Below are 17793 nucleotides of genomic sequence, written 5' to 3' on the forward strand. Positions count from 1 at the left end.
CAACTTGCTTTTTATTGTACAGATCACCTCGCGAAGAGGTGAGGCTGCCTGTGTTCGGCTTTGCCGGTGTCTGCACTGTGGGCAGCCGATGTTACGTGGCTGTAGCCCCTCATAATAGAGTGGCCAGTATACGCGATTATTACGCTGACAATTCAATGTTGCCGGCTAATTGCGACAGAATGCTTGGCGCCAGGTTCCAGTTTGCAGGGAGGGCTGGCTATTTCGGATGGTTGCACCGGTAATTGAGGTGTCGACTGTCTTGTCCTGTGCGCTGAATGGTTGAATTTGTTAGAGTGCGCGCCAGTTATTCAGTAGTCGAAGAAATTTTCCTCTATGTTGCCCGCCAAACCACTATTTTCTTCCCCGCTTGAGCGTTATGAGAGTGATCTTCAGCGCCCGGACTTCGTTGAGGATCAATCCCAGCGTCAGGCAGTTGAGGAGTTGCAGGACCTTCATCGGCGCCTGGTGGCTCGGTCTGAGCGCGGTGCGATCGTCAGTTTCTTGTCCCGTATTCGCAGTGGCGCTAATGAGCCCGAGAAGGGTCTCTACTTTTGGGGTGGGGTAGGTCGTGGAAAGACCTACCTAATGGATGCGTTTTTTGAGTCCCTGCCATTCGCGGAAAAACAGCGTACCCATTTTCATCGCTTTATGCGTCGAGTTCACCAGGATCTAAAGGAGTACGCAGGGGAGAAGAATCCGCTGGAGAAGGTGGCAGATAAGATTGCCCGCCGCGCTCGGGTGCTCTGCTTTGATGAGTTTTTCGTCTCAGATATTGCCGATGCCATGATATTGGCCGGCCTGTTGGATGCGTTGTTCCGCCGGGGGGTGGCCCTGGTGGCGACCTCGAATATTGTGCCCAAAGGCTTATATAAGGATGGGTTGCAGAGGGTACGGTTTCTTCCGGCCATTGATCTGCTGGAGAAGTACACCAAGGTGGTTAATGTCGATAGCGGTACCGATTACCGGCTGCGCACCCTGGAGATATTGGAATTATATCATTCTCCGCTGGGACCTGAGGCGGATAACAGTCTGGAGCAGAGTTTTTCACAGCTGAGTGTCAGCGGCTGCGAAGCTCGTAGCGAGGTTCAGCTGCAAGTGGAGGGGCGCCCAATTCGAGCCTTGAAAGTAGCGGATGATGTTGCTTGGTTTGATTTTGTGGATCTATGCGATGGGCCGCGATCGCAAAATGACTATATCGAGCTGGCCAGGGAGTTCCATACGGTGCTTCTGGGGTCGGTGGTCAAGTTTGATGAGCGTATGGATGCCCAGGCGCGTCGCTTCATTAATCTGGTAGATGAATTTTACGACCGGTGCGTGAAGTTGGTGATTTCTGCGGAGGTTCCAGCTGAGGAGTTGTACGTCGGCCGGAATCTTAAGTTTGAGTTTGAGCGCACGGTGAGTCGGCTTTTGGAGATGCAGTCCCGCGAATATCTGGAGCGGCCCCATCGCCCCGAATAAGTCTGTCGAGTCGGGGTAAATTCCGCTTGAAAAGCATACACTCCTTTTGTACTATCCGCGCTCTTTTGTGGGACGGCCCCTAATTCTGGGGGTCATATTACAGGTGTTTATAACATGAAGACTTACAGTGCCAAGCCAGAGGCGGTAAAACGCGACTGGTACATTGTTGACGCTGCGGACAAGACCCTCGGCCGTATTTCTGCCGAGATCGCAACCCGCCTGCGCGGCAAGCACAAGCCTGAATACACGCCCCACGTGGACACTGGCGATTACATCATTGTAATCAACGCAGAAAAGGTTCGCGTGACCGGTAACAAGGCCAAAGACAAGATCTACCACAGCCACTCCGGCTACCCTGGTGGTCTTAAATCCATCAGCTTCGAAAAGCTGATCGAAAAAGCGCCCGAGCGCACCGTTCAAAGCGCCGTTAAAGGCATGCTGCCGAAAGGTCCTTTGGGTCGTGCCATGTTCAAGAAGCTGAAAGTATACAGCGGCAGTGAACATCCTCATGTGGCTCAACAGCCGATTGAACTGGCGATCTAAACGGGAATAAATCTGATGGCAACTACTCAATACTACGGTACCGGCCGCCGCAAGACCTCTACTGCTCGTGTATTCCTCGCAGCAGGCGAAGGTAAGATCACCGTAAACGGTCGCACTCTGGACGAATACTTCGGCCGTGAAGTGGCTCGCATGATCGTGCGTCAGCCGCTGGAAAAGGTTGAAATGGTCGAGAAATTCGACATCACTGTTACTGTTAAAGGTGGCGGTTCCTTTGGTCAGGCGGGTGCTATCCGTCACGGCCTGACCCGTGCCCTGATGCAGTACGACGAAGCGCTGCGTCAACCGCTGCGCGCCGCTGGTTATGTTACCCGCGACGCCCGTGAGGTTGAGCGTAAGAAAGTGGGTCTGCGCAAAGCGCGTAAGAAGCCGCAGTTCTCCAAGCGTTAAGCTTTCTTTTTGGCCCGGCTTTTGCCGGGCTTTTTTATATTCCCGTATCTGTGGTTATCCAGCGCTCTTATGACTTTTGCTGGATTTATCGCGGTTTCGCCGCGTGATTCCCGACGTTCCCCATAGCATTGCCTTGTATCAAATTGGCATTTTCTTTAACATTGCGCCGATTTGTATCCGCTTGATTTGTGGGGTTTATTCGCGCGGGCAATCTGCCGGGGCGGGACTTCTTTCAAGACTTTTTGGGTTTGGGCCAGCGAATCTCCGGGTTATCGGGGTCGCTGTGATGGGAGAACTACGTCATGAGTGATGACGGTGTAAATGTAGGACGGCGCCGTTTTCTAACCGCTGCCACCTCAGTTGTTGGTGGCGCGGGTGCGGTGGGGGTTGCCGTTCCCTTCGTCGCTTCCTGGAAGCCGAGTGCCAAGGCGAAAGCTGCGGGCGCTCCGGTTAAATACAACATTAGCAAAGTTGAACCGGGCCAAATGGTCACTGTAGAGTGGCGAGGTAAGCCGGTCTATGTTGTGCGCCGTACCGATGAAATACTGCAAGACTTGGAGAAAGTGGAGCCTCTACTGCGCGACCCTAACTCCGAGGAGTCTATCCAGCCAGCTTATGTAGATCCGGAAAACCGCTCTATCAAGCCAAAGCTGTTGGTGTTGGTTGGCCTGTGTACGCACCTTGGCTGCGCGCCTATGTACCGCCCGGAAGTGGGTGCTGCCGATCTGGGTGGCGATGAGTGGATGGGTGGCTTCTTCTGTCCCTGTCACGGTTCCAAATACGATATGGCTGGCCGTGTTTATACCGGTGTTCCCGCGCCTACCAACCTGGAGGTGCCGCCTTATTCCTATGAAAACGACGATGTAATCGTGATTGGCGTAGACCAGGAGGGCACCGCATGAAATGGCTCGCAGATTTCGGTGATTGGGTAGATCAGAGACTACCCATTTACCAGGCCTGGGATAAGCACATGGGCAAGTACTACGCGCCCAAAAACTTTAACCTGTGGTATTTCTTCGGCGTTTTCTCCCTGTTGGTCCTGGTCAACCAGCTGTTGACCGGTATTTGGCTCGTTATGAGCTACAACCCCTCTGCCGAGGAGGCATTTGCCTCGGTTGAGTACATCATGCGCGATGTGGAGTGGGGTTGGTTGATACGATATCTTCACTCCACAGGTGCGTCTGCCTTCTTCGTGGTGGTGTACCTGCATATGTTCCGCGGTTTGATGTACGGCTCTTATAAGCCGCCCCGCGAGCTGGTGTGGATCTTCGGTATGTGTATCTACCTGGTGCTGATGGCAGAAGCCTTTATGGGTTACGTACTGCCCTGGGGCCAGATGTCCTACTGGGGTGCCCAGGTAATTGTTTCTCTGTTTGGAGCAATTCCCGGTATTGGCGATAGCCTGGTTGAGTGGATTCGCGGAGACTACCTGATCTCTGGTATTACCCTGACCCGCTTCTTCTCTCTGCACGTTATTGCACTGCCGCTGGTATTGGTATTGCTGGTAGTTTTGCATATCCTGGCGTTGCACGAAGTGGGTTCCAACAACCCAGACGGCATCGAGATCAAGAAGAACAAGGACGAGAATGGCATCCCCAAAGACGGTATTGCTTTCCACCCTTACTACTCTGTTCACGACCTGGTAGGTATTGCGGTATTCCTGTTTATCTTCGCAACTGTTGTGTTCTTCTTCCCGGAAATGGGCGGCTTCTTCCTGGAGCACGCTAATTTCGAAGAGGCGAACCCGCTGAAGACGCCACCGCATATCGCACCGGTTTGGTACTTTACGCCGTTCTACGCAATCTTGCGTGCCGTAACTATCGATATTGGTCCTCTGCCGGCTAAGTTCCTGGGTACTGTTGCAATGGGTGCTGCTATTGCAATTCTGTTTGTACTGCCTTGGTTGGATAAGAGCCCGGTTCGCTCGATCCGCTACAAAGGGTGGTTGCCCAAGGGCTTGCTGCTCCTGTTTGCCGCAGTGTTTATTATCCTCGGTTACCTGGGTGTTAAATCTCCAACTCCGGGACGTAACTTCCTGTCTCAGGTGGGAACCCTGTTCTACTTTGCTTTCTTCATGACCATGCCTATTTGGTCTAATCCGAAGGCACGCAAAGGGCTGGGATCGTGGATTGTTAGTGGGGCTTTTGCAGTACTGTTCCTGTGGATGGCATTCGCAAACTTTACTTTTGGCAATGAAGATGCGAGTAAGAACGGTTTTGTGAATACCTTTGTGGGTATTGCAGCCCTGTTGCTGGCTGGCTTCTTTGCAATACTGCCTTGGTTGACTAGCCGCGATGAGGTTTACCCAGAGCCCGAGCGTGTAACCAGCCCGTCTGGCGGTAAAACTTTCGGCATCCTGTTTATTGGTATTATCGTTGTTGGCCTGCTGACCTTTATCCCGATTAAAGCGGTAGGTGCAGAATCTGAGGTGGAGCTGGATCACATCAACATCGACCTGCGGGACAAACCGTCCCTGCAGCGCGGTGCCAAGTACTTCGTCAACTACTGTATGGGTTGTCATAGTGCCAATTACTCCCGTTGGGAGCGTGTGGCCACTGACCTGGATATCCCGGTTGAGTTGATGATGGAGAACCTGGTTTTGGGTGACGACAAGATCGGCAGCCTGATGACAATCTCCATGCGTCCAGATGATTCCAAAGTATGGTTCGGCGCCGCGCCGCCGGACCTGACGCTGGTTGCTCGTTCTCGCTCACCGGAATGGCTCTACACTTACCTCCGCAGCTTCTATAAGGACGACAGTCGTGCTACCGGGGTAAATAACAAGGTCTTCCCGAGTGTGGCCATGCCTCACGTTCTGATGGAGCTGCAAGGCTTGCAGGAGTGTGCCCCTGGTCCCAAGCGCGACCACGGTAAAGTTGTCCGCGATGAGCTCGGCAACCCGATTATGGATGCTGCCTGTGGTAGCCTGGAAGTCGGTAAGGTGAAGGGCTCTATGACACCTGAAGAGTTTGATGGGGCAATGTATGACCTCGTCAACTTTATGGAGTACATTGCTGAGCCGATGGCTGAAGATCGCAAGCGTGTTGGCTTCTATGTGCTGGCGTTTATTTTTGTGTTCTTTATCTTCGCCTGGTTGCTGAACCGCGAATACTGGAAAGACGTGCACCACTAAAGCCGTCGCTAGTTTGTCTCTAATGGGTGGTGGGTTTACTCACTGCCCTTTTATATTTTGAATAAAAGGTCGGCTCTAGCCGGCTTAAAGTTTGAGGTAGTTTGAACATGGGTGTGCCTACCAACAAGCGCTCCTCGATGACCTTCTTCTCCGATGGTCGCAGCCACTATAGCCACCGAGTACGTATCGTACTTGCAGAGAAAGGGGTTTCCGTCGATATCACCGATGTGGACGCCGATGATAAACCAGCTGAACTCGCTGACCTCAATCCTTACAACTCCCTGCCAACCCTGGTAGATCGCGACTTGGTTCTGTTCGAGACCAAAGTGATGATGGAGTATCTGGACGAGCGTTTCCCGCATCCGCCGCTGCTGCCGGTTTACCCAGTTGCCCGCGCGCAGAGCCGCCAGATCATGCATCGTATCGAGCGCGATTGGTGTCCTCTGGTGGACAAGATCCTTGCCGGTGGTAAGGACGCGGCCTCCGCTCGCAAAGAACTGCGCGACAACCTGGTTGGTATCGCTCCAATGTTTACCGACCTGCCGTACTTCTTTAATGAAGAGTTTTCTCTGGTGGATTGCTGCATGGCCCCGCTGTTGTGGCGCCTTGAGCAGTTTGAAATCAGCCTTCCGAAAACCAAGCAGGTTAAGCCGTTGCTGGATTATATGGACCGCCTGTTTGCCCGTGAGGCATTCCAGCAGAGTCTGACCGAATACGAACGGGAAATGCGTTGAGGGAATACTGGTGAGCAAGCCGGCCATGACATCCAATCGTCCCTATATTCTGCGGGCGTTTTACGAGTGGATAACCGATAACCGGTGCACTCCTTATATTCTGGTTGATACGCACCTCCCCGGTGTTTTGGTGCCGCAACAACATGTGAACGACGATGGTCAGATAGTGCTGAACATCTCGGAATCAGCGGTTGCCAGTCTGACTATGGATAATTACGCCATCAGGTTTAACGCCCGTTTTGGCGGGGTTCCGACAGATATCCAAGTTCCTGTGGGGTCTGTGGTCGGAATCTACGCGCGGGAAAACGGGCAGGGGATGGTATTTGAGGCCGAGGAAACTCCAGAGCCGCCCGAACCGACGCCACCCACCAGTTTGGGTAAAAAATCGGTGAAAAAACCGGCTCTGCGTGTCGTTAAATAGTGCTCCTTTTCGCTGGTAGGGCAGATTTCTAAAGCCCTGCCAGTTCCCTTCCTCCACTTTTGTGACCCGGTTCCGGGTATAGGCTTGTCCCAAGTCCGTATAATGTCGCGTTATCTTTTATTGCCGCGAATGTCATGCCGCCGTACCTTCAATGGCTGCGCTTTATTTGGCTGCCAGGGATGCTTCTGGTGCTTCTCGTTGCGCAGTATCTTCCCTGGATCGATCTGACCCACTTATACAGTCCGCAGCTGCCTGTGTTGCTATTGGCTATGGCGGCATTGCTCAGTTTTGGTTTTCGCTCAAGCCGGGTTGCGCTTTCAGCGCTGCTTATCATGACCCTGTACATCGCGGCTCACTCCCAGTTGCTCCCCAGCTTGCACAGGGATCTCCCGCTATATCTTTCACTGGTTGCGGTAAATCTTGTTTTGTTTACTTGCAGTCGTGATCGCAGTGTCTTCAGTATTTTTGGGCTGCTGTGGGGCCTGTTTTTGCTGGCTGAGGGGGTGGGTTTTGTCTTGCTCTACGATTGCTGCGCGCCGCTGAGGCTGGCATTTCCGGTCGAGAATTTGCCCAGCGGGTTGTCCGGGTTTTTATCCGACGCATTTTCGTTGCCACAATTGATTGGCAGTGTCTCCGCTCTCGGTGCTTTTGCTTTACTTTTTCTCTACCCTGGCCCCACCGCTATGGGTCTGTTTAGTTGCTCTATTTTGTTGCTGTGCAGTGTTTGGTTGAACCTTCCTCTCGAGTTTACCGGGTCTGTAGCAGGAATATTGTTGGTCGCTTCGCTGCTTGGGGCCAGTTATGAATTGGCGTTTCGCGATGAGCTGACTGGGCTTCATTCCAGGCGGGCCTTCCGCTATCAGATGCTGACGCCAGCATGGAATTACAGCCTTGCCATGGTTGATATCGATCATTTTAAGAAGCTGAATGATCGCTATGGGCACCAAGTGGGTGATCAGGCTTTGCAAATGGTTGCGGCTCAACTCGCGCGCCACTCTCACGGTACCGTGTTTCGCTATGGCGGCGAGGAGTTTGTTATTTATCTTCCGGGCCGCAGTCGCGAGGAGAAAGAAGCTTTATTGGAAAAAATCAGGGAGAAAATCTCAAGCTACCCACTGCGCCTAAGGTCATCGGGGCGTCTTGCCGCAGGGGCCTCACTAAGGGGGAAGGGCGGAGGGAGGCCAGTAAAAGTTACTGTGAGTATTGGCGTTGCCCACCGCAATAAAAAACTAAAGAAACCCGAGAATATCCTTAAAGCGGCTGATCAAGCGCTTTATAAAGCAAAGCGCAGCGGGCGAAATTGCCTGTCGGTCCACAGCTGATATAAATCAAGTAAATTTGAAAGTGACGCTTAATTCCCTTTTGGCATTGGTCAATCTGTTGTGCGCCACCGATACTGCAAAGCAGGGTATTGGAAGGGAGATTTGGTGTGCGGATACTCAGTCATACAATAGGTATTCTTACCAACCCGGAAAAAGAGTGGAAAGCGATACGCGCTGATCGCCATTCTTTTTTTGAGGTGTTTGTAACTCATGTGCCGCTTCTGGCGTTGATTCCTACTGTGGCCGGTTACTTTGGGGTTACCCGGGTAGGCTTTCAGGTTGGGGGACATCTAGCAAAGCTGACACCTGAAAGTGCAGCTGTTCTGTCGGTTGTTACTTACTTTGCATTGCTGGTTGGCGTCTATTGCCTCGGAGAGTTTATTAACTGGATGGCGCGATCCTACGGGGTTGAGGGCGATGAGCCCACGCGCCATTATGAAGGGACGGCACTTGCGGTGTTTATTACTACGCCAATCTTCCTGGCGAGTATCGTCGTCCTTTATCCGCACCCCTGGCTCACGATGGCGTCGGTAGGCATTGCCGGGATGTATTCTATTTACCTGGTCTTTGCCGGCATTCCGATCCTGATGAATATGAATAAGGATCGAGCATTTCTGTATGCCTGTGCAGTATTAACCGTTGCCCTGGTAATGATGGTTACGGTGCTTATTGGCTCCGTCATTTTATGGAGTGTGGGCATCGGGCCGGTTTATCAGCACCATGCCCATTAAAAGTCCGCAGCGCCAGCATTTCTGCTGGCGTTGTGCGGCTATCTAGCCTTATGGATAATCGGTGGCATAGGGCAGTCCAGGCTGTCAGCGACGGCCCTTAACAGTTCGATCTCCTCCGCTTTAATTACCCCATTGTGATTCAAGGTGATCACAATCGCTTTCAGTAAGTCGGGTTTCTCCAGGGGCGGTATAAGGCTGGCGATTGCAATGGCCTTGTCCAGTCGTGGCAGGGTGATATCAGCGATGCCGGGTAGCGGGGTTATTTCAAGCCTGAGAGCACTGAGTCCCTTCTCATAAGCACGTTTTGCTGGAAGGTATTGGCTGTTTCCCGCATGGGCGATGGCTGCAATGATAAATCGTGAAGCATCTTTGTTGGCATGTTTGCTGTGGGAGAGGCGCTGTCGATCTGGAGCGCCGTCGAGCGCGTGCATTAATACCCGGTATAAGGCCCACTCCCAAACTTCAACTTTCCCATCGCTGTGTAGAAGCTTGATAAGGTTTCGTTTAAAGATCTGGTACTGCTGAGGGACTAGGGCACGCAAGGCCGGGATACATAGGTCTATCAATGCGAGGCGGGCGTTGCTCGGCAGTGATTCCATATGTGGTGTGAGTTTTTTCATCTCGCGGATAACAGCGGGGTGGGCAATTTTCTCCAAGAGGTTTAGCTGTTTGTCTCGCTCGGTTTTATCCTTGTGCAGAAGAAGGTAGTAAACCAGTGCCCGGGCGGTAAAAGGTTCGTGTGCAGCCTGTTGGATCAGAGGTGGAATAGAACCCAGCAGTTGATGCCCAAGCTCAACTTGGTGTGTATCTGGTTTGGCAATGCTGTTGTCCACCGCATCCAGAGCAGCCTGGAAAGGCGTTGTAGGAGCGGCCATGGCGAACTGAGGATTTTGCAATTCACTGGGTTTTACAGTCTGGGCTTCACTTTTTACCTGTTCTTCCGTATTGGCGAATAGGCCGTTCCAGGCGGGTTCTAACCTCTTTATACGCACCGGTAGTGGAGGGTGAGTGGCAAAAAGGCTGAGCAGCGAGTGTTTTACCCCAACCGCGAACAACATATGGTTAAACTCTGCTGCGTTGGGGCTGCTGAGTTCTGAGCCTAAATCGCGGCCACCGATCTTTTTCAGTGCGTTGGCAATACCGAGGTTGTTGCGAGTAAATTGTACTGCGGAGGCATCGGCAAGAAACTCCCGTTGCCGACTGACAGCGGCCTTGATCAGGTTGCCGATCAGCGTACCGGTGTAGCCGAGGATAATCAGAGTTATTCCCAGGCCTAGTAGCGGATATCTTATGGGGGTTATGCGCCTGTGGGGTGCCGGGCTTCTGACAAGGAGCTGCCCCAAAAGTCCAATAATTAAGATTCCATGTAACAGCCCGGTGATTTGGGTGTTTAGACGAATGTCTCCATTGAGAATATGACTGAACTCGTGGGCAACAATTCCTTGTAGCTCCTCCCGGGTAAGCTTTTCCAAGGAGCCCCGCGTCAGGCCAATAATGGCGTCGGTAGGGTTTTGGCCAGCGGCAAAGGCATTGATGGTGCTGTCCTCAATGATGTAGACATCGGGTACCGGAATACCTGTTGCAATAGCGATCTCTTCCACAACATTGAGTGCTCTCTTTTCCCGCTCAGTTCGCGCGGAAGTATTAAGCTTGTGCCCTCCTAGGGATTCCGCCACAGCCTTTCCCCCAGGGGATAATTGATGGAACTTGTACAGACTGCCCAGGATAACGACGGTACCGATGACAAAGGCTATTGAGCCAAGGGTCTCCCAGCCCAGAAGTTGCACAACGTCAAAGGGAGTAAATGGTTGGCCGCGAGACAGTGACACCATGGCCGCCGTAGCCAGGGTACTCAAACTAATTAGGGCAATGAGGGCCAGGCTGAAGAGGAAAACCAGCAAACGACTGCTGTGCTTGGCTTTGTCCTGATGAACGTAAAAGTTCATATTTAAAACTCGATACGTGGCGCGACTTGAAAGGTTTCTGAGTCTGCGAACTCAAGCAGTTGGGCGTTGGCTCTGTGGCCAAAAAAGCCGGCCAGAAATACTGGGGGGAAGCTCTGCTTGTAGATGTTGTAGCTGGTGACGCAGTCGTTAAAAGCTTGGCGTGCAAATGCCACGCGGTTTTCGGTGCTGTTTAACTCCTCGTTGAGTTCGCGAAGGGTCTGGTCGGCTTTCAATTCCGGGTAGGCCTCAATCACCATATTCAGGCGACCCAGAGCGCTGTTGAGAAGGCTTTCTGCGCGGCCGAGCTTATCGATGGCGGCCGGATTGGTAGGGTTTTTAGCGGCAGATTTAAGGTCTGAAATTGCGGTATTACGCGCACTGATTACCGCTTCCAGGGTTTCCCTCTCGTGATTCAGGTATGCCCTGGCACTCTCTACCAGATTTGGTACCAGGTCGTGGCGTCGCTTTAACTGTATCTCTATCTGCGCAAAAGCATTTTCGCTGTGGTTTTTCAGTGAAACCAGTTTGTTAAAGATACTGATGATGAAAAAGAACAGTGCGATGACCACCGCCAGCACAATAAGTCCCGTAGACCCCATAACGCTCCCCTATTTATCCCTGTTGGTGGCGTAAATAGTAACACGATGGGCTGATACTGATACGCACCGGTCGCACCCCTGGCGGAGCGGGGTGGGGCTTCGGCTATAATGCGGCGACATTAAAACAATTGCCGCCACCACAGTGATGGCGGCACAGAACTTGGAGCAGCCAGAATGAGTGATGTAACTTCGGACCCTGTAGTGATTGTCGGAATGTCGCGTACGCCAATGGGCGCTATGCAGGGCAGCCTTTCAGCCCTCACTGCCCCGCAGTTGGGTGCTGCGGCGATTCGCGCAGCCCTTGAGGACGCGGGTGTGGCACCTGCCGATGTGGATGAAGTGCTGATGGGTTGTGTGCTCCCGGCAGGTGTCGGTCAGGCTCCGGCACGCCAGGCATCACTGGGTGCAGGCATCCCTGTCGGCACTCCTTGCACCACTGTTAACAAGGTGTGTGGCTCCGGAATGAAGACTGTGATGATGGCCCGCGATGCCCTGCTGATGGGTGAGGGTAAGGTTATCGTTGCTGGTGGTATGGAAAGCATGAGCAATGCCCCCTACCTGCTGGCCAAGGCCCGCTCTGGTATGCGCCTCGGTCATGGAGAGGTCAAAGATTCCATGTTCCTGGATGGCCTGGAAAATGCTGCAGATGGCAAGCTGATGGGTACTTTCGCCGAATCTACTGCCGATAAGTACGATTTCACCCGCGAAGAGCAGGACGCTTTTGCCCTGGAATCTCTGGCGCGTGCCCAGGCCGCGATTGAAGGTGGTGATTTTACTCGTGAAATCTCCCCGGTCACGATTGCCTCTCGCAAAGGTGAGATTGAGGTGAGTGTCGATGAGGCCCCAGGTAATGCCCGTCCAGACAAAATCCCTCAGCTAAAACCGGCGTTCCGTAAAGACGGCACTGTAACCGCTGCGAACTCAAGCTCTATTTCTGACGGTGCTGCGGCGCTGGTGTTGATGCGCAAAAGTGAAGCCGAGAAGCGCGGCTTGAAAATTCTGGCTGTTCTCAAGGGGCAATCCCAGTTTGCCCGTGAGCCTGAGTGGTTCACTACGGCTCCGGTCGGCGCTATGCACAAGCTGCTGGAGAATGCCGGTTGGTCTGCGGCGGATGTGGACCTATTCGAGATTAATGAAGCATTTGCGGTAGTGACTATGGCTGCAATGCGTGAGCTCGATTTGCCCTGGGAAAAGGTCAATGTTAACGGTGGTGCCTGTGCCCTCGGCCACCCGTTAGGTGCTAGCGGTGCCCGTATCCTGGTTACCCTGTTGGCAGCGATGGAAAAGCGCGATGCCAAGAAGGGCGTGGCAAGCCTATGCATTGGTGGCGGTGAGGCTACAGCGGTTGCTATAGAGCGCGTATAAGTTACAGACTTGAGCGCTAACAAAAACGGAGGCAGTTGCCTCCGTTTTTGTTTGTGTAGTGCGGGAAGTATTAGTTGATGTATTCCACTGCTTTTACAACCTTCTGTACGCCGCCTACCGAGCGGGTCACTTCGGCTGCCCGTTCCGCTTCGGCAGGAGTTAGCAGTCCCATCAAATAAACAACTCCATTCTCGGTCACGATTTTGATGCGACCACTGTCTACTTCCTTATTGGCAAACAAGTTGCTTTTCACCTTGGTGGTTAGCCAGGTATCGCTGGTGCTAGCCAGTAAAGTGACTTTACCGCGCACCTGAATTTCGTTGTAGACCTGGCGAACATTCTGTACTTGTTCCGCTGTGCGCCCGGCGAGCAGGCGCAGTTCCTGGCTGGGCACCTGGCCGGTGAGCAGTACAACACCATTAAAAGAATTGATATTGATATTCGAGGTTTTCAGGTCCGGGTGAGCTTTGTTGATATTGACTGTGGTCACTGTCTCGATGCGCTGGTCATCAATATAGGTGCCAAAAGATCGCTCGCCGGGGTCCTGCTGTATGGGACCGTCATGGGTGGCCTCCAATACAGTGCTGCATCCAGCTAACAAGGTGGTTGCCGCGAAGGCAGCCAGGAGATATTTCCCCAGGGTCAACTTTTTGTTGTTCATCGTTTATTCCTCGTAGCCACCAAACAAACTACTGTCGATTAGGTCGCACAGGCAAAAAATTGTCAGAAGATGTACTTGGTGTACCTCTGCTGCGACATCGGATGGCACCCGTAGTTCAATATCATGGGTATCGAGCAGGGCGGCGCAGTCGCCGCCATCACCGCCGGTCAGTGCGAGTATGCCCATATCCCGGTCCCGAGCCGCACGCATGGCCTGAACCAGGTTTGAGTCGCGCCCATCGCTACTGATGATTACGAGAAGATCACCGGGCTGCCCCAGGGCGCGAACCGGGTGTGCGAAGGTGTCTGCACCGCCGTGGTTCGAGGCAACAGTGCCCATGGAGACGCCGTCGCTGTTGAGGGCCATAGCCGGTAAGCCGGGGCGTTCGCGCTGGAAGCCGCCGGTCAGTTGCGAGCTAAAACTTTGCGCCAATGCGCCACTGACACCATTGCCACAGAGCAGGACTTTGCTCTCTGCCAAGAGTGTATGCACCACCATTTCGCTGGCTTCTGCAATCAGCGGGGCCAGTATCTCGCCAGCGTTCATTGTGGCTTCAAGGCTGTGGTGAAAAAGGGTTACGACTCGCTGTTCCATTGTGTCCTTAATTCAGGTGAGCTCGAACTCACCATAACTTGACGGGGTAAATCTCGGTTTTGCCTCAGGCTTCGAAGGCGCTTTTAATCCACTGGACGTTTTGTGCATCGCCATCTATGGCAAGGACATCGAAGCGGCACGGACAGTCCAGTTTATGTTGCTGCAAATAGCGGCTGGCAGTGGCCAGTAGCTTAGCTTGCTTGCGTGAATCCACGCTGGCTGCGGCCCCGCCGAATTGGCTCTTACGGCGGAAGCGCACCTCCACGAACACGACAGTATCGCTTTCACGGGCGATAAGGTCTATCTCTCCGTGTGAACTGCGATAATTGCGCTCCAATAAGGTGAGCCCCGCGCGCTGCAAATAGCGGGCTGCGGCAGCCTCCATTTGGCTGCCGACAGTACCGCTTGAGCCCTTAAAAAGCCTCACGATTCCCACTTAATTCAATCGGCTCCCGCTGCGGCAACTGGGGCTCGACGGTAGTGATGGGCACCGGCACCCCTTTGTCGATTCGCGCCCACATTTGTTCGCGCACTATGCGGCCATCAGCGCTCAGGCTCAATGCGCCGGTGAGACCGTGTACTTTCTGTTCCGGGAATTGGCGCAACATAGGCAAGCGCGGGTAGAGGCGGAAGGCATCGGCACCTAGGGCATACAGTCTGGCAAAAGCCGGTACGGGCGACGCCTGCTCCTCGATATCCTGCTTGGTTTGATTGCTTTCAAATAGCCAGGGCAGGGCGGTAAAGCGAATACCGTTCATATCCCTGTCGCGATTGCGGTTGATGCTGCCACCAAAGACATGAGAGGTGGCGTATACGGGCAGGTCACTGGCGTAGTAGTAGGTCAGCATGGGGTTGAGCTGGCGCGCCTGCTGGGGTTGTGCTGCCAGGAATACCATATCGACATCGTCACGGCGTCTGGGGGTAAATTCCAGCTTTGCCGCCAGGCGACTCTGCAATTCCTTCTTGCGCGCGTTGCTGGCGGGAATTAACAGGGCATCGCTGACCAGGGCTGAGAACTTGCTGTTGTCCTTAAACGTTCGGCGAATGCTAACTGAGCCACCGAGGCGCAGCCACTCTTCTTCAAATGCTTCAGCGCCGCGCTGCCCCCAGCTATTGTCAGCGGTGAGGACCATTGCCTGTCGCTTGCCCTGCCGGTAAGCGTGCTGGGCAATTTGCCGCGCTTCATCTTCTATTGCCAGGCCAAACTGGACTAGGTCTGTGGTCAGGCGCCCCTCATCGCCGTAGTTGAGGGCGAGAGTAGGCACTGGCAGTTTTTCTGTGGCAAGCAGGTTGGCTACCTTGCTCTTATCCAGTGGGCCAACAATCATCTGCGCACCGGCATCTACGGCGCTCTGGTAAATTTCCTCAAATGGCTGATCGGAACCGGTGTCGTAAACCATCACTTTCGGAGTTGCGCCGCCAGCATTCAGAGCGGTGTAGTGGGCGGCCATAAAGCCATCCCGGATTGCCCTGCCGGCGTTGCCCAGGGGGCCGGACAGTGGCAAGAGCAGCGCCACGCGGTCTGCCCGCTGGGCGGCCAAGCGCTCTAACAGCTGCAATGCCTGTGGCGGATGGGAATTGGCACTATGGGCGGGCCAGCGCTCGCGCCAGCGGCTGAGTGCGGTCAGCTGTGAGCTGATATCCGTCTGGGTGTCGCGGCCCAGCAGGGCGAGTTGATACCAGGCGCGCATCTGGGTGTCATTACTTTGGGTGGCGCGAGCCTGCAATTCACTGGAGGGCAGCTGGGTCAAGAGATGCCAAAAGCCGTTGTTATTCTCTGTGATCGCTTCGTCGGACTGGGCGATATAGGAGATTTCGCGCCGCTCACTAATTGCGCTGTCGAGATTTCCCAGAAGTCCCCATAGGTCAGCGCGCAGGCTGCGTAGAGGTAAGGCAGTCTTCTGTGGTAACTCCGGCCACACATTTTCCAGGCGTGGAGAGGCTGCCAGGTCGAGGGCCTCAAAGAAGTCGTCGTCTGCGGCAAGTAGGCTGCCATAGACCTGTGCATAGCTGGCGAAGAGGTTGTCGTCCAGCTGTTCGGGCGTAATTTTGATTACCGCCTCTTTTGCCGTCTCTTTATCTCCCAGCTCGTATAGAATAGCGGCCGCTTGCAGGCGCTGTTGATCCCGCGCCGGTGCCGGCAGGGTGTCGGCACTGCGCAGCATACGTACAGCTTCACTGCGGCTTGCGGTGTGGCCGGCCGAATAATCCGGCTGGTAAACGTTTGGCCGGGAAGCCGGTGTCTGGCAAGCAGCCAGTGCGACTGCCAGTGAGGCAGCTGCCATTCTGGTGATTACAGTAGAGGTGCGCCGGGAAGAGGCGGACATAATCTTCTCCCGCAATATTTATATTTGGAGTGAACAGCTATGGGGCCGGATCAGGCGCTGCTTTATATTGTCGCTACGCCCATTGGTAATTTGGCCGATATGGTACCGCGAGCGATCGAAGTTCTACAATGTGCCGATCTGGTTGCGGCGGAGGACACACGTCACAGTCAGCGATTATTTTCCCATTTTAATATCGATACGCCATTGATGGCATATCACGATCACTCGGATGACAAGCGCACAGAGCAGATTTTGCAGCGTTTGGAGCAGGGCCAGACCATTGCCTTGATTTCCGATGCGGGCACCCCACTGATCTCAGATCCCGGCTATCGCCTGGTACGTGAAGCCCGGGAGCGTGGAATCAAAGTCTCCCCGATACCGGGGGCTTGTGCTTTTATCTCCGCACTGAGCGCCGCCGGACTCCCCAGTGACAAGTTTAGTTTCGAGGGATTCCTGCCGGCTAAGTCCGGTGCCCGTGAGGGAGCCCTACAGGAGTTGGCCAGTGATACCCGTACCCTGGTGTTCTACGAGGCCCCTCACCGGGTTGCCGACACTTTGGAGGCAATGGCGGCCGTGTTCGGCGGCAATCGCGAAGCGGTGATAGCCCGCGAGGTCAGCAAGGCCTTTGAAACTTTTCAGTTGATGCCTCTGGCAGAGTTGGTTGAGTGGGTCCGCGCTGACAGCAATCAGCAGCGCGGTGAGATTGTTTTGATGGTACGTGGTGCGGAGCGCTCTCGTGACAGTGAGCTGGATGGGGAGGCGCAGCGTGTGATGTCACTGTTGCTGGCAGAGTTACCGCCGAAAAAAGCGGCGGCGATCGCTGCCGAAATTACTGGAGTGAAAAAGAAAGCCCTGTACAACTGGAGCCTGGAGCAAAAATAAGGCACTGATTGCTGCAATTGCCTGTTGCAATCCGTCTGTCGCCTCTTTACTCTTCGCCGCGAGCTGGCCGGGCAATCGCTGTCGTCTTGTGCGATGGAGGAAAGTCCGGGCTCCATAGGGTGGAACGCCAGGTAACGCCTGGGGGGTGCGAGCCTACGGAAAGTGCAGCAGAGAGTAGACCGCCGATGGCTCCTTTTTTGGGAGTACAGGTAAGGGTGAAAGGGTGCGGTAAGAGCGCACCGCGCGGCTGGTAACAGTCCGCGGCATGGTAAACCCCGTTCGGAGCAAGACCAAATAGGCCCTCTATAGGTGTGACCCGCACTGAGGGCGGGTAGGTCGCTTGAGGTGTCTGGTGACAGGCATCCCAGATGAATGATTGTCCTCGACAGAACCCGGCTTACAGGCCAGCTCAACAATTTCAAAAGCCCGGCATTCGCCGGGCTTTTTTGTTTGCCTGATGTGGTGGTCCTGGCTCCGGTAGCCCTCTTTGTGTTCGCCTATTTCTTCTCGTTTAATTTCGGCTAAAGCCTCTTCTTGGCGTAAAAAAATTGATTAACTGTTAAGGGGGCGATCGTGCCAGATAGGGCTGTTCCGACTAGTTTCAATGTGCCAATATGCGCCACTTCTCTGGAGGCCGCGATTTTACAAGGGGTTATGGGGACTTTGGGG

At 54.0% G+C, this 17793-nt stretch carries 17 protein-coding genes and 1 other RNA gene; 12 read left to right on the forward strand and 6 right to left on the reverse strand.

The features are described from left to right. The first annotated feature begins 333 nt into the window (after window positions 1–333). The 9 genes from zapE to ACJJIE_RS22325 all read left to right on the forward strand — a co-directional run bounded on the left by zapE (window position 334) and on the right by ACJJIE_RS22325 (window position 8750). Window positions 334–1458 (forward strand): cell division protein ZapE, encoded by a 1125-nt coding sequence (gene zapE / locus ACJJIE_RS22285; protein ID WP_444893020.1) that lies wholly within the window; start codon window positions 334–336, stop codon window positions 1456–1458. Between the two features lie 114 nt (window positions 1459–1572). Further along, window positions 1573–2001 (forward strand): 50S ribosomal protein L13, encoded by a 429-nt coding sequence (gene rplM / locus ACJJIE_RS22290; RefSeq protein WP_444893021.1) that lies wholly within the window; start codon window positions 1573–1575, stop codon window positions 1999–2001. 15 nt (window positions 2002–2016) lie between these two features. Next, on the forward strand, window positions 2017–2409 hold the full coding sequence (gene rpsI / locus ACJJIE_RS22295; RefSeq protein WP_282933887.1) for a 30S ribosomal protein S9: 393 nt from the start codon (window positions 2017–2019) through the stop codon (window positions 2407–2409). A 302-nt stretch (window positions 2410–2711) separates the two neighbouring features. Next, window positions 2712–3311, forward strand: coding sequence for a ubiquinol-cytochrome c reductase iron-sulfur subunit (gene petA, locus ACJJIE_RS22300; RefSeq protein WP_413663029.1), 600 nt, complete (start codon window positions 2712–2714; stop codon window positions 3309–3311). Beyond that, window positions 3308–5542: a ubiquinol-cytochrome c reductase gene (locus ACJJIE_RS22305; protein ID WP_444893022.1), complete on the forward strand. Its 2235-nt coding sequence runs from the start codon at window positions 3308–3310 to the stop codon at window positions 5540–5542. The genes petA and ACJJIE_RS22305 overlap by 4 nt, the downstream gene beginning before the upstream one ends. Window positions 5543–5649: 107 nt before the next feature. Continuing rightward, a complete protein-coding gene (locus ACJJIE_RS22310) occupies window positions 5650–6276 on the forward strand; it encodes a glutathione S-transferase N-terminal domain-containing protein (protein WP_108734210.1) in 627 nt (208 codons plus the stop codon). Window positions 6277–6301: 25 nt separating this feature from the next. Then, window positions 6302–6697: a ClpXP protease specificity-enhancing factor gene (locus ACJJIE_RS22315; RefSeq protein ID WP_108735312.1), complete on the forward strand. Its 396-nt coding sequence runs from the start codon at window positions 6302–6304 to the stop codon at window positions 6695–6697. Between the two features lie 134 nt (window positions 6698–6831). Then, window positions 6832–8019: a GGDEF domain-containing protein gene (locus ACJJIE_RS22320; protein ID WP_444893023.1), complete on the forward strand. Its 1188-nt coding sequence runs from the start codon at window positions 6832–6834 to the stop codon at window positions 8017–8019. 107 nt (window positions 8020–8126) lie between these two features. Continuing rightward, entirely contained in the window at window positions 8127–8750 is a 624-nt protein-coding gene (locus ACJJIE_RS22325; protein ID WP_413663026.1) for a Yip1 family protein, read from the forward strand. A gap of 38 nt (window positions 8751–8788) precedes the next feature. Here the strand turns inward: ACJJIE_RS22325 and ACJJIE_RS22330 are convergent, their stop codons facing one another. After that, on the reverse strand, window positions 8789–10696 hold the full coding sequence (locus ACJJIE_RS22330) for a M48 family metallopeptidase (protein ID WP_444893024.1): 1908 nt from the start codon (window positions 10694–10696) through the stop codon (window positions 8789–8791). 2 nt (window positions 10697–10698) lie between these two features. Further along, a complete protein-coding gene (locus ACJJIE_RS22335) occupies window positions 10699–11295 on the reverse strand; it encodes a LemA family protein (protein WP_444893025.1) in 597 nt (198 codons plus the stop codon). Between the two features lie 174 nt (window positions 11296–11469). Between ACJJIE_RS22335 and ACJJIE_RS22340 the strand changes: the two genes are divergently transcribed. Next, window positions 11470–12660 (forward strand): acetyl-CoA C-acyltransferase, encoded by a 1191-nt coding sequence (locus ACJJIE_RS22340; protein ID WP_444893026.1) that lies wholly within the window; start codon window positions 11470–11472, stop codon window positions 12658–12660. A 70-nt stretch (window positions 12661–12730) separates the two neighbouring features. Here ACJJIE_RS22340 and ACJJIE_RS22345 read toward each other — a convergent pair whose 3' ends face one another. The 4 genes from ACJJIE_RS22345 to ACJJIE_RS22360 all read right to left on the reverse strand — a co-directional run bounded on the left by ACJJIE_RS22345 (window position 12731) and on the right by ACJJIE_RS22360 (window position 16242). Next, the gene (locus tag ACJJIE_RS22345; RefSeq protein ID WP_444893027.1) at window positions 12731–13321 is read right to left on the reverse strand and encodes a BON domain-containing protein; all 591 of its coding nucleotides are present in this window, start codon (window positions 13319–13321) and stop codon (window positions 12731–12733) included. A 3-nt stretch (window positions 13322–13324) separates the two neighbouring features. After that, on the reverse strand, window positions 13325–13915 hold the full coding sequence (locus tag ACJJIE_RS22350; protein ID WP_108734203.1) for an SIS domain-containing protein: 591 nt from the start codon (window positions 13913–13915) through the stop codon (window positions 13325–13327). A 64-nt stretch (window positions 13916–13979) separates the two neighbouring features. After that, on the reverse strand, window positions 13980–14342 hold the full coding sequence (locus ACJJIE_RS22355) for a YraN family protein (protein ID WP_444893028.1): 363 nt from the start codon (window positions 14340–14342) through the stop codon (window positions 13980–13982). Continuing rightward, complete coding sequence (locus ACJJIE_RS22360) at window positions 14329–16242, reverse strand: penicillin-binding protein activator (protein ID WP_444893029.1); 1914 nt, start codon at window positions 16240–16242, stop codon at window positions 14329–14331. Before ACJJIE_RS22360 ends, ACJJIE_RS22355 begins: the two co-directional genes overlap by 14 nt. Window positions 16243–16281: 39 nt before the next feature. Here ACJJIE_RS22360 and rsmI point away from each other — a divergent pair, with 39 nt between their 5' ends. Next, window positions 16282–17124 carry a 16S rRNA (cytidine(1402)-2'-O)-methyltransferase gene (gene rsmI / locus ACJJIE_RS22365; RefSeq protein ID WP_444893030.1) on the forward strand — a complete coding sequence of 281 codons (843 nt, stop codon included), beginning with the start codon at window positions 16282–16284 and terminating at the stop codon, window positions 17122–17124. Between the two features lie 59 nt (window positions 17125–17183). Then, window positions 17184–17540: RNase P RNA component class A (rnpB, locus tag ACJJIE_RS22370), an RNA gene on the forward strand. The last annotated feature ends 253 nt before the right edge of the window (window positions 17541–17793 follow it).

The organism is Microbulbifer maximicatervae (SeqCode) (assembly GCF_052467325.1).

Coding starts and splice junctions, on each gene's coding strand:
- zapE (WP_444893020.1), top strand. CDS start 334: ATGTTGCCCGCCAAACCACTATTTTCTTCCCCGCTTGAGCGTTATGAG.
- rplM (WP_444893021.1), top strand. CDS start 1,573: ATGAAGACTTACAGTGCCAAGCCAGAGGCGGTAAAACGCGACTGGTAC.
- rpsI (WP_282933887.1), top strand. CDS start 2,017: ATGGCAACTACTCAATACTACGGTACCGGCCGCCGCAAGACCTCTACT.
- petA (WP_413663029.1), top strand. CDS start 2,712: ATGAGTGATGACGGTGTAAATGTAGGACGGCGCCGTTTTCTAACCGCT.
- ACJJIE_RS22305 (WP_444893022.1), top strand. CDS start 3,308: ATGAAATGGCTCGCAGATTTCGGTGATTGGGTAGATCAGAGACTACCC.
- ACJJIE_RS22310 (WP_108734210.1), top strand. CDS start 5,650: ATGGGTGTGCCTACCAACAAGCGCTCCTCGATGACCTTCTTCTCCGAT.
- ACJJIE_RS22315 (WP_108735312.1), top strand. CDS start 6,302: ATGACATCCAATCGTCCCTATATTCTGCGGGCGTTTTACGAGTGGATA.
- ACJJIE_RS22320 (WP_444893023.1), top strand. CDS start 6,832: ATGCCGCCGTACCTTCAATGGCTGCGCTTTATTTGGCTGCCAGGGATG.
- ACJJIE_RS22330 (WP_444893024.1), bottom strand. CDS start 10,696: ATGAACTTTTACGTTCATCAGGACAAAGCCAAGCACAGCAGTCGTTTG.
- ACJJIE_RS22335 (WP_444893025.1), bottom strand. CDS start 11,295: ATGGGGTCTACGGGACTTATTGTGCTGGCGGTGGTCATCGCACTGTTC.
- ACJJIE_RS22340 (WP_444893026.1), top strand. CDS start 11,470: ATGAGTGATGTAACTTCGGACCCTGTAGTGATTGTCGGAATGTCGCGT.
- ACJJIE_RS22345 (WP_444893027.1), bottom strand. CDS start 13,321: ATGAACAACAAAAAGTTGACCCTGGGGAAATATCTCCTGGCTGCCTTC.
- ACJJIE_RS22350 (WP_108734203.1), bottom strand. CDS start 13,915: ATGGAACAGCGAGTCGTAACCCTTTTTCACCACAGCCTTGAAGCCACA.
- ACJJIE_RS22360 (WP_444893029.1), bottom strand. CDS start 16,242: ATGTCCGCCTCTTCCCGGCGCACCTCTACTGTAATCACCAGAATGGCA.
- rsmI (WP_444893030.1), top strand. CDS start 16,282: ATGGGGCCGGATCAGGCGCTGCTTTATATTGTCGCTACGCCCATTGGT.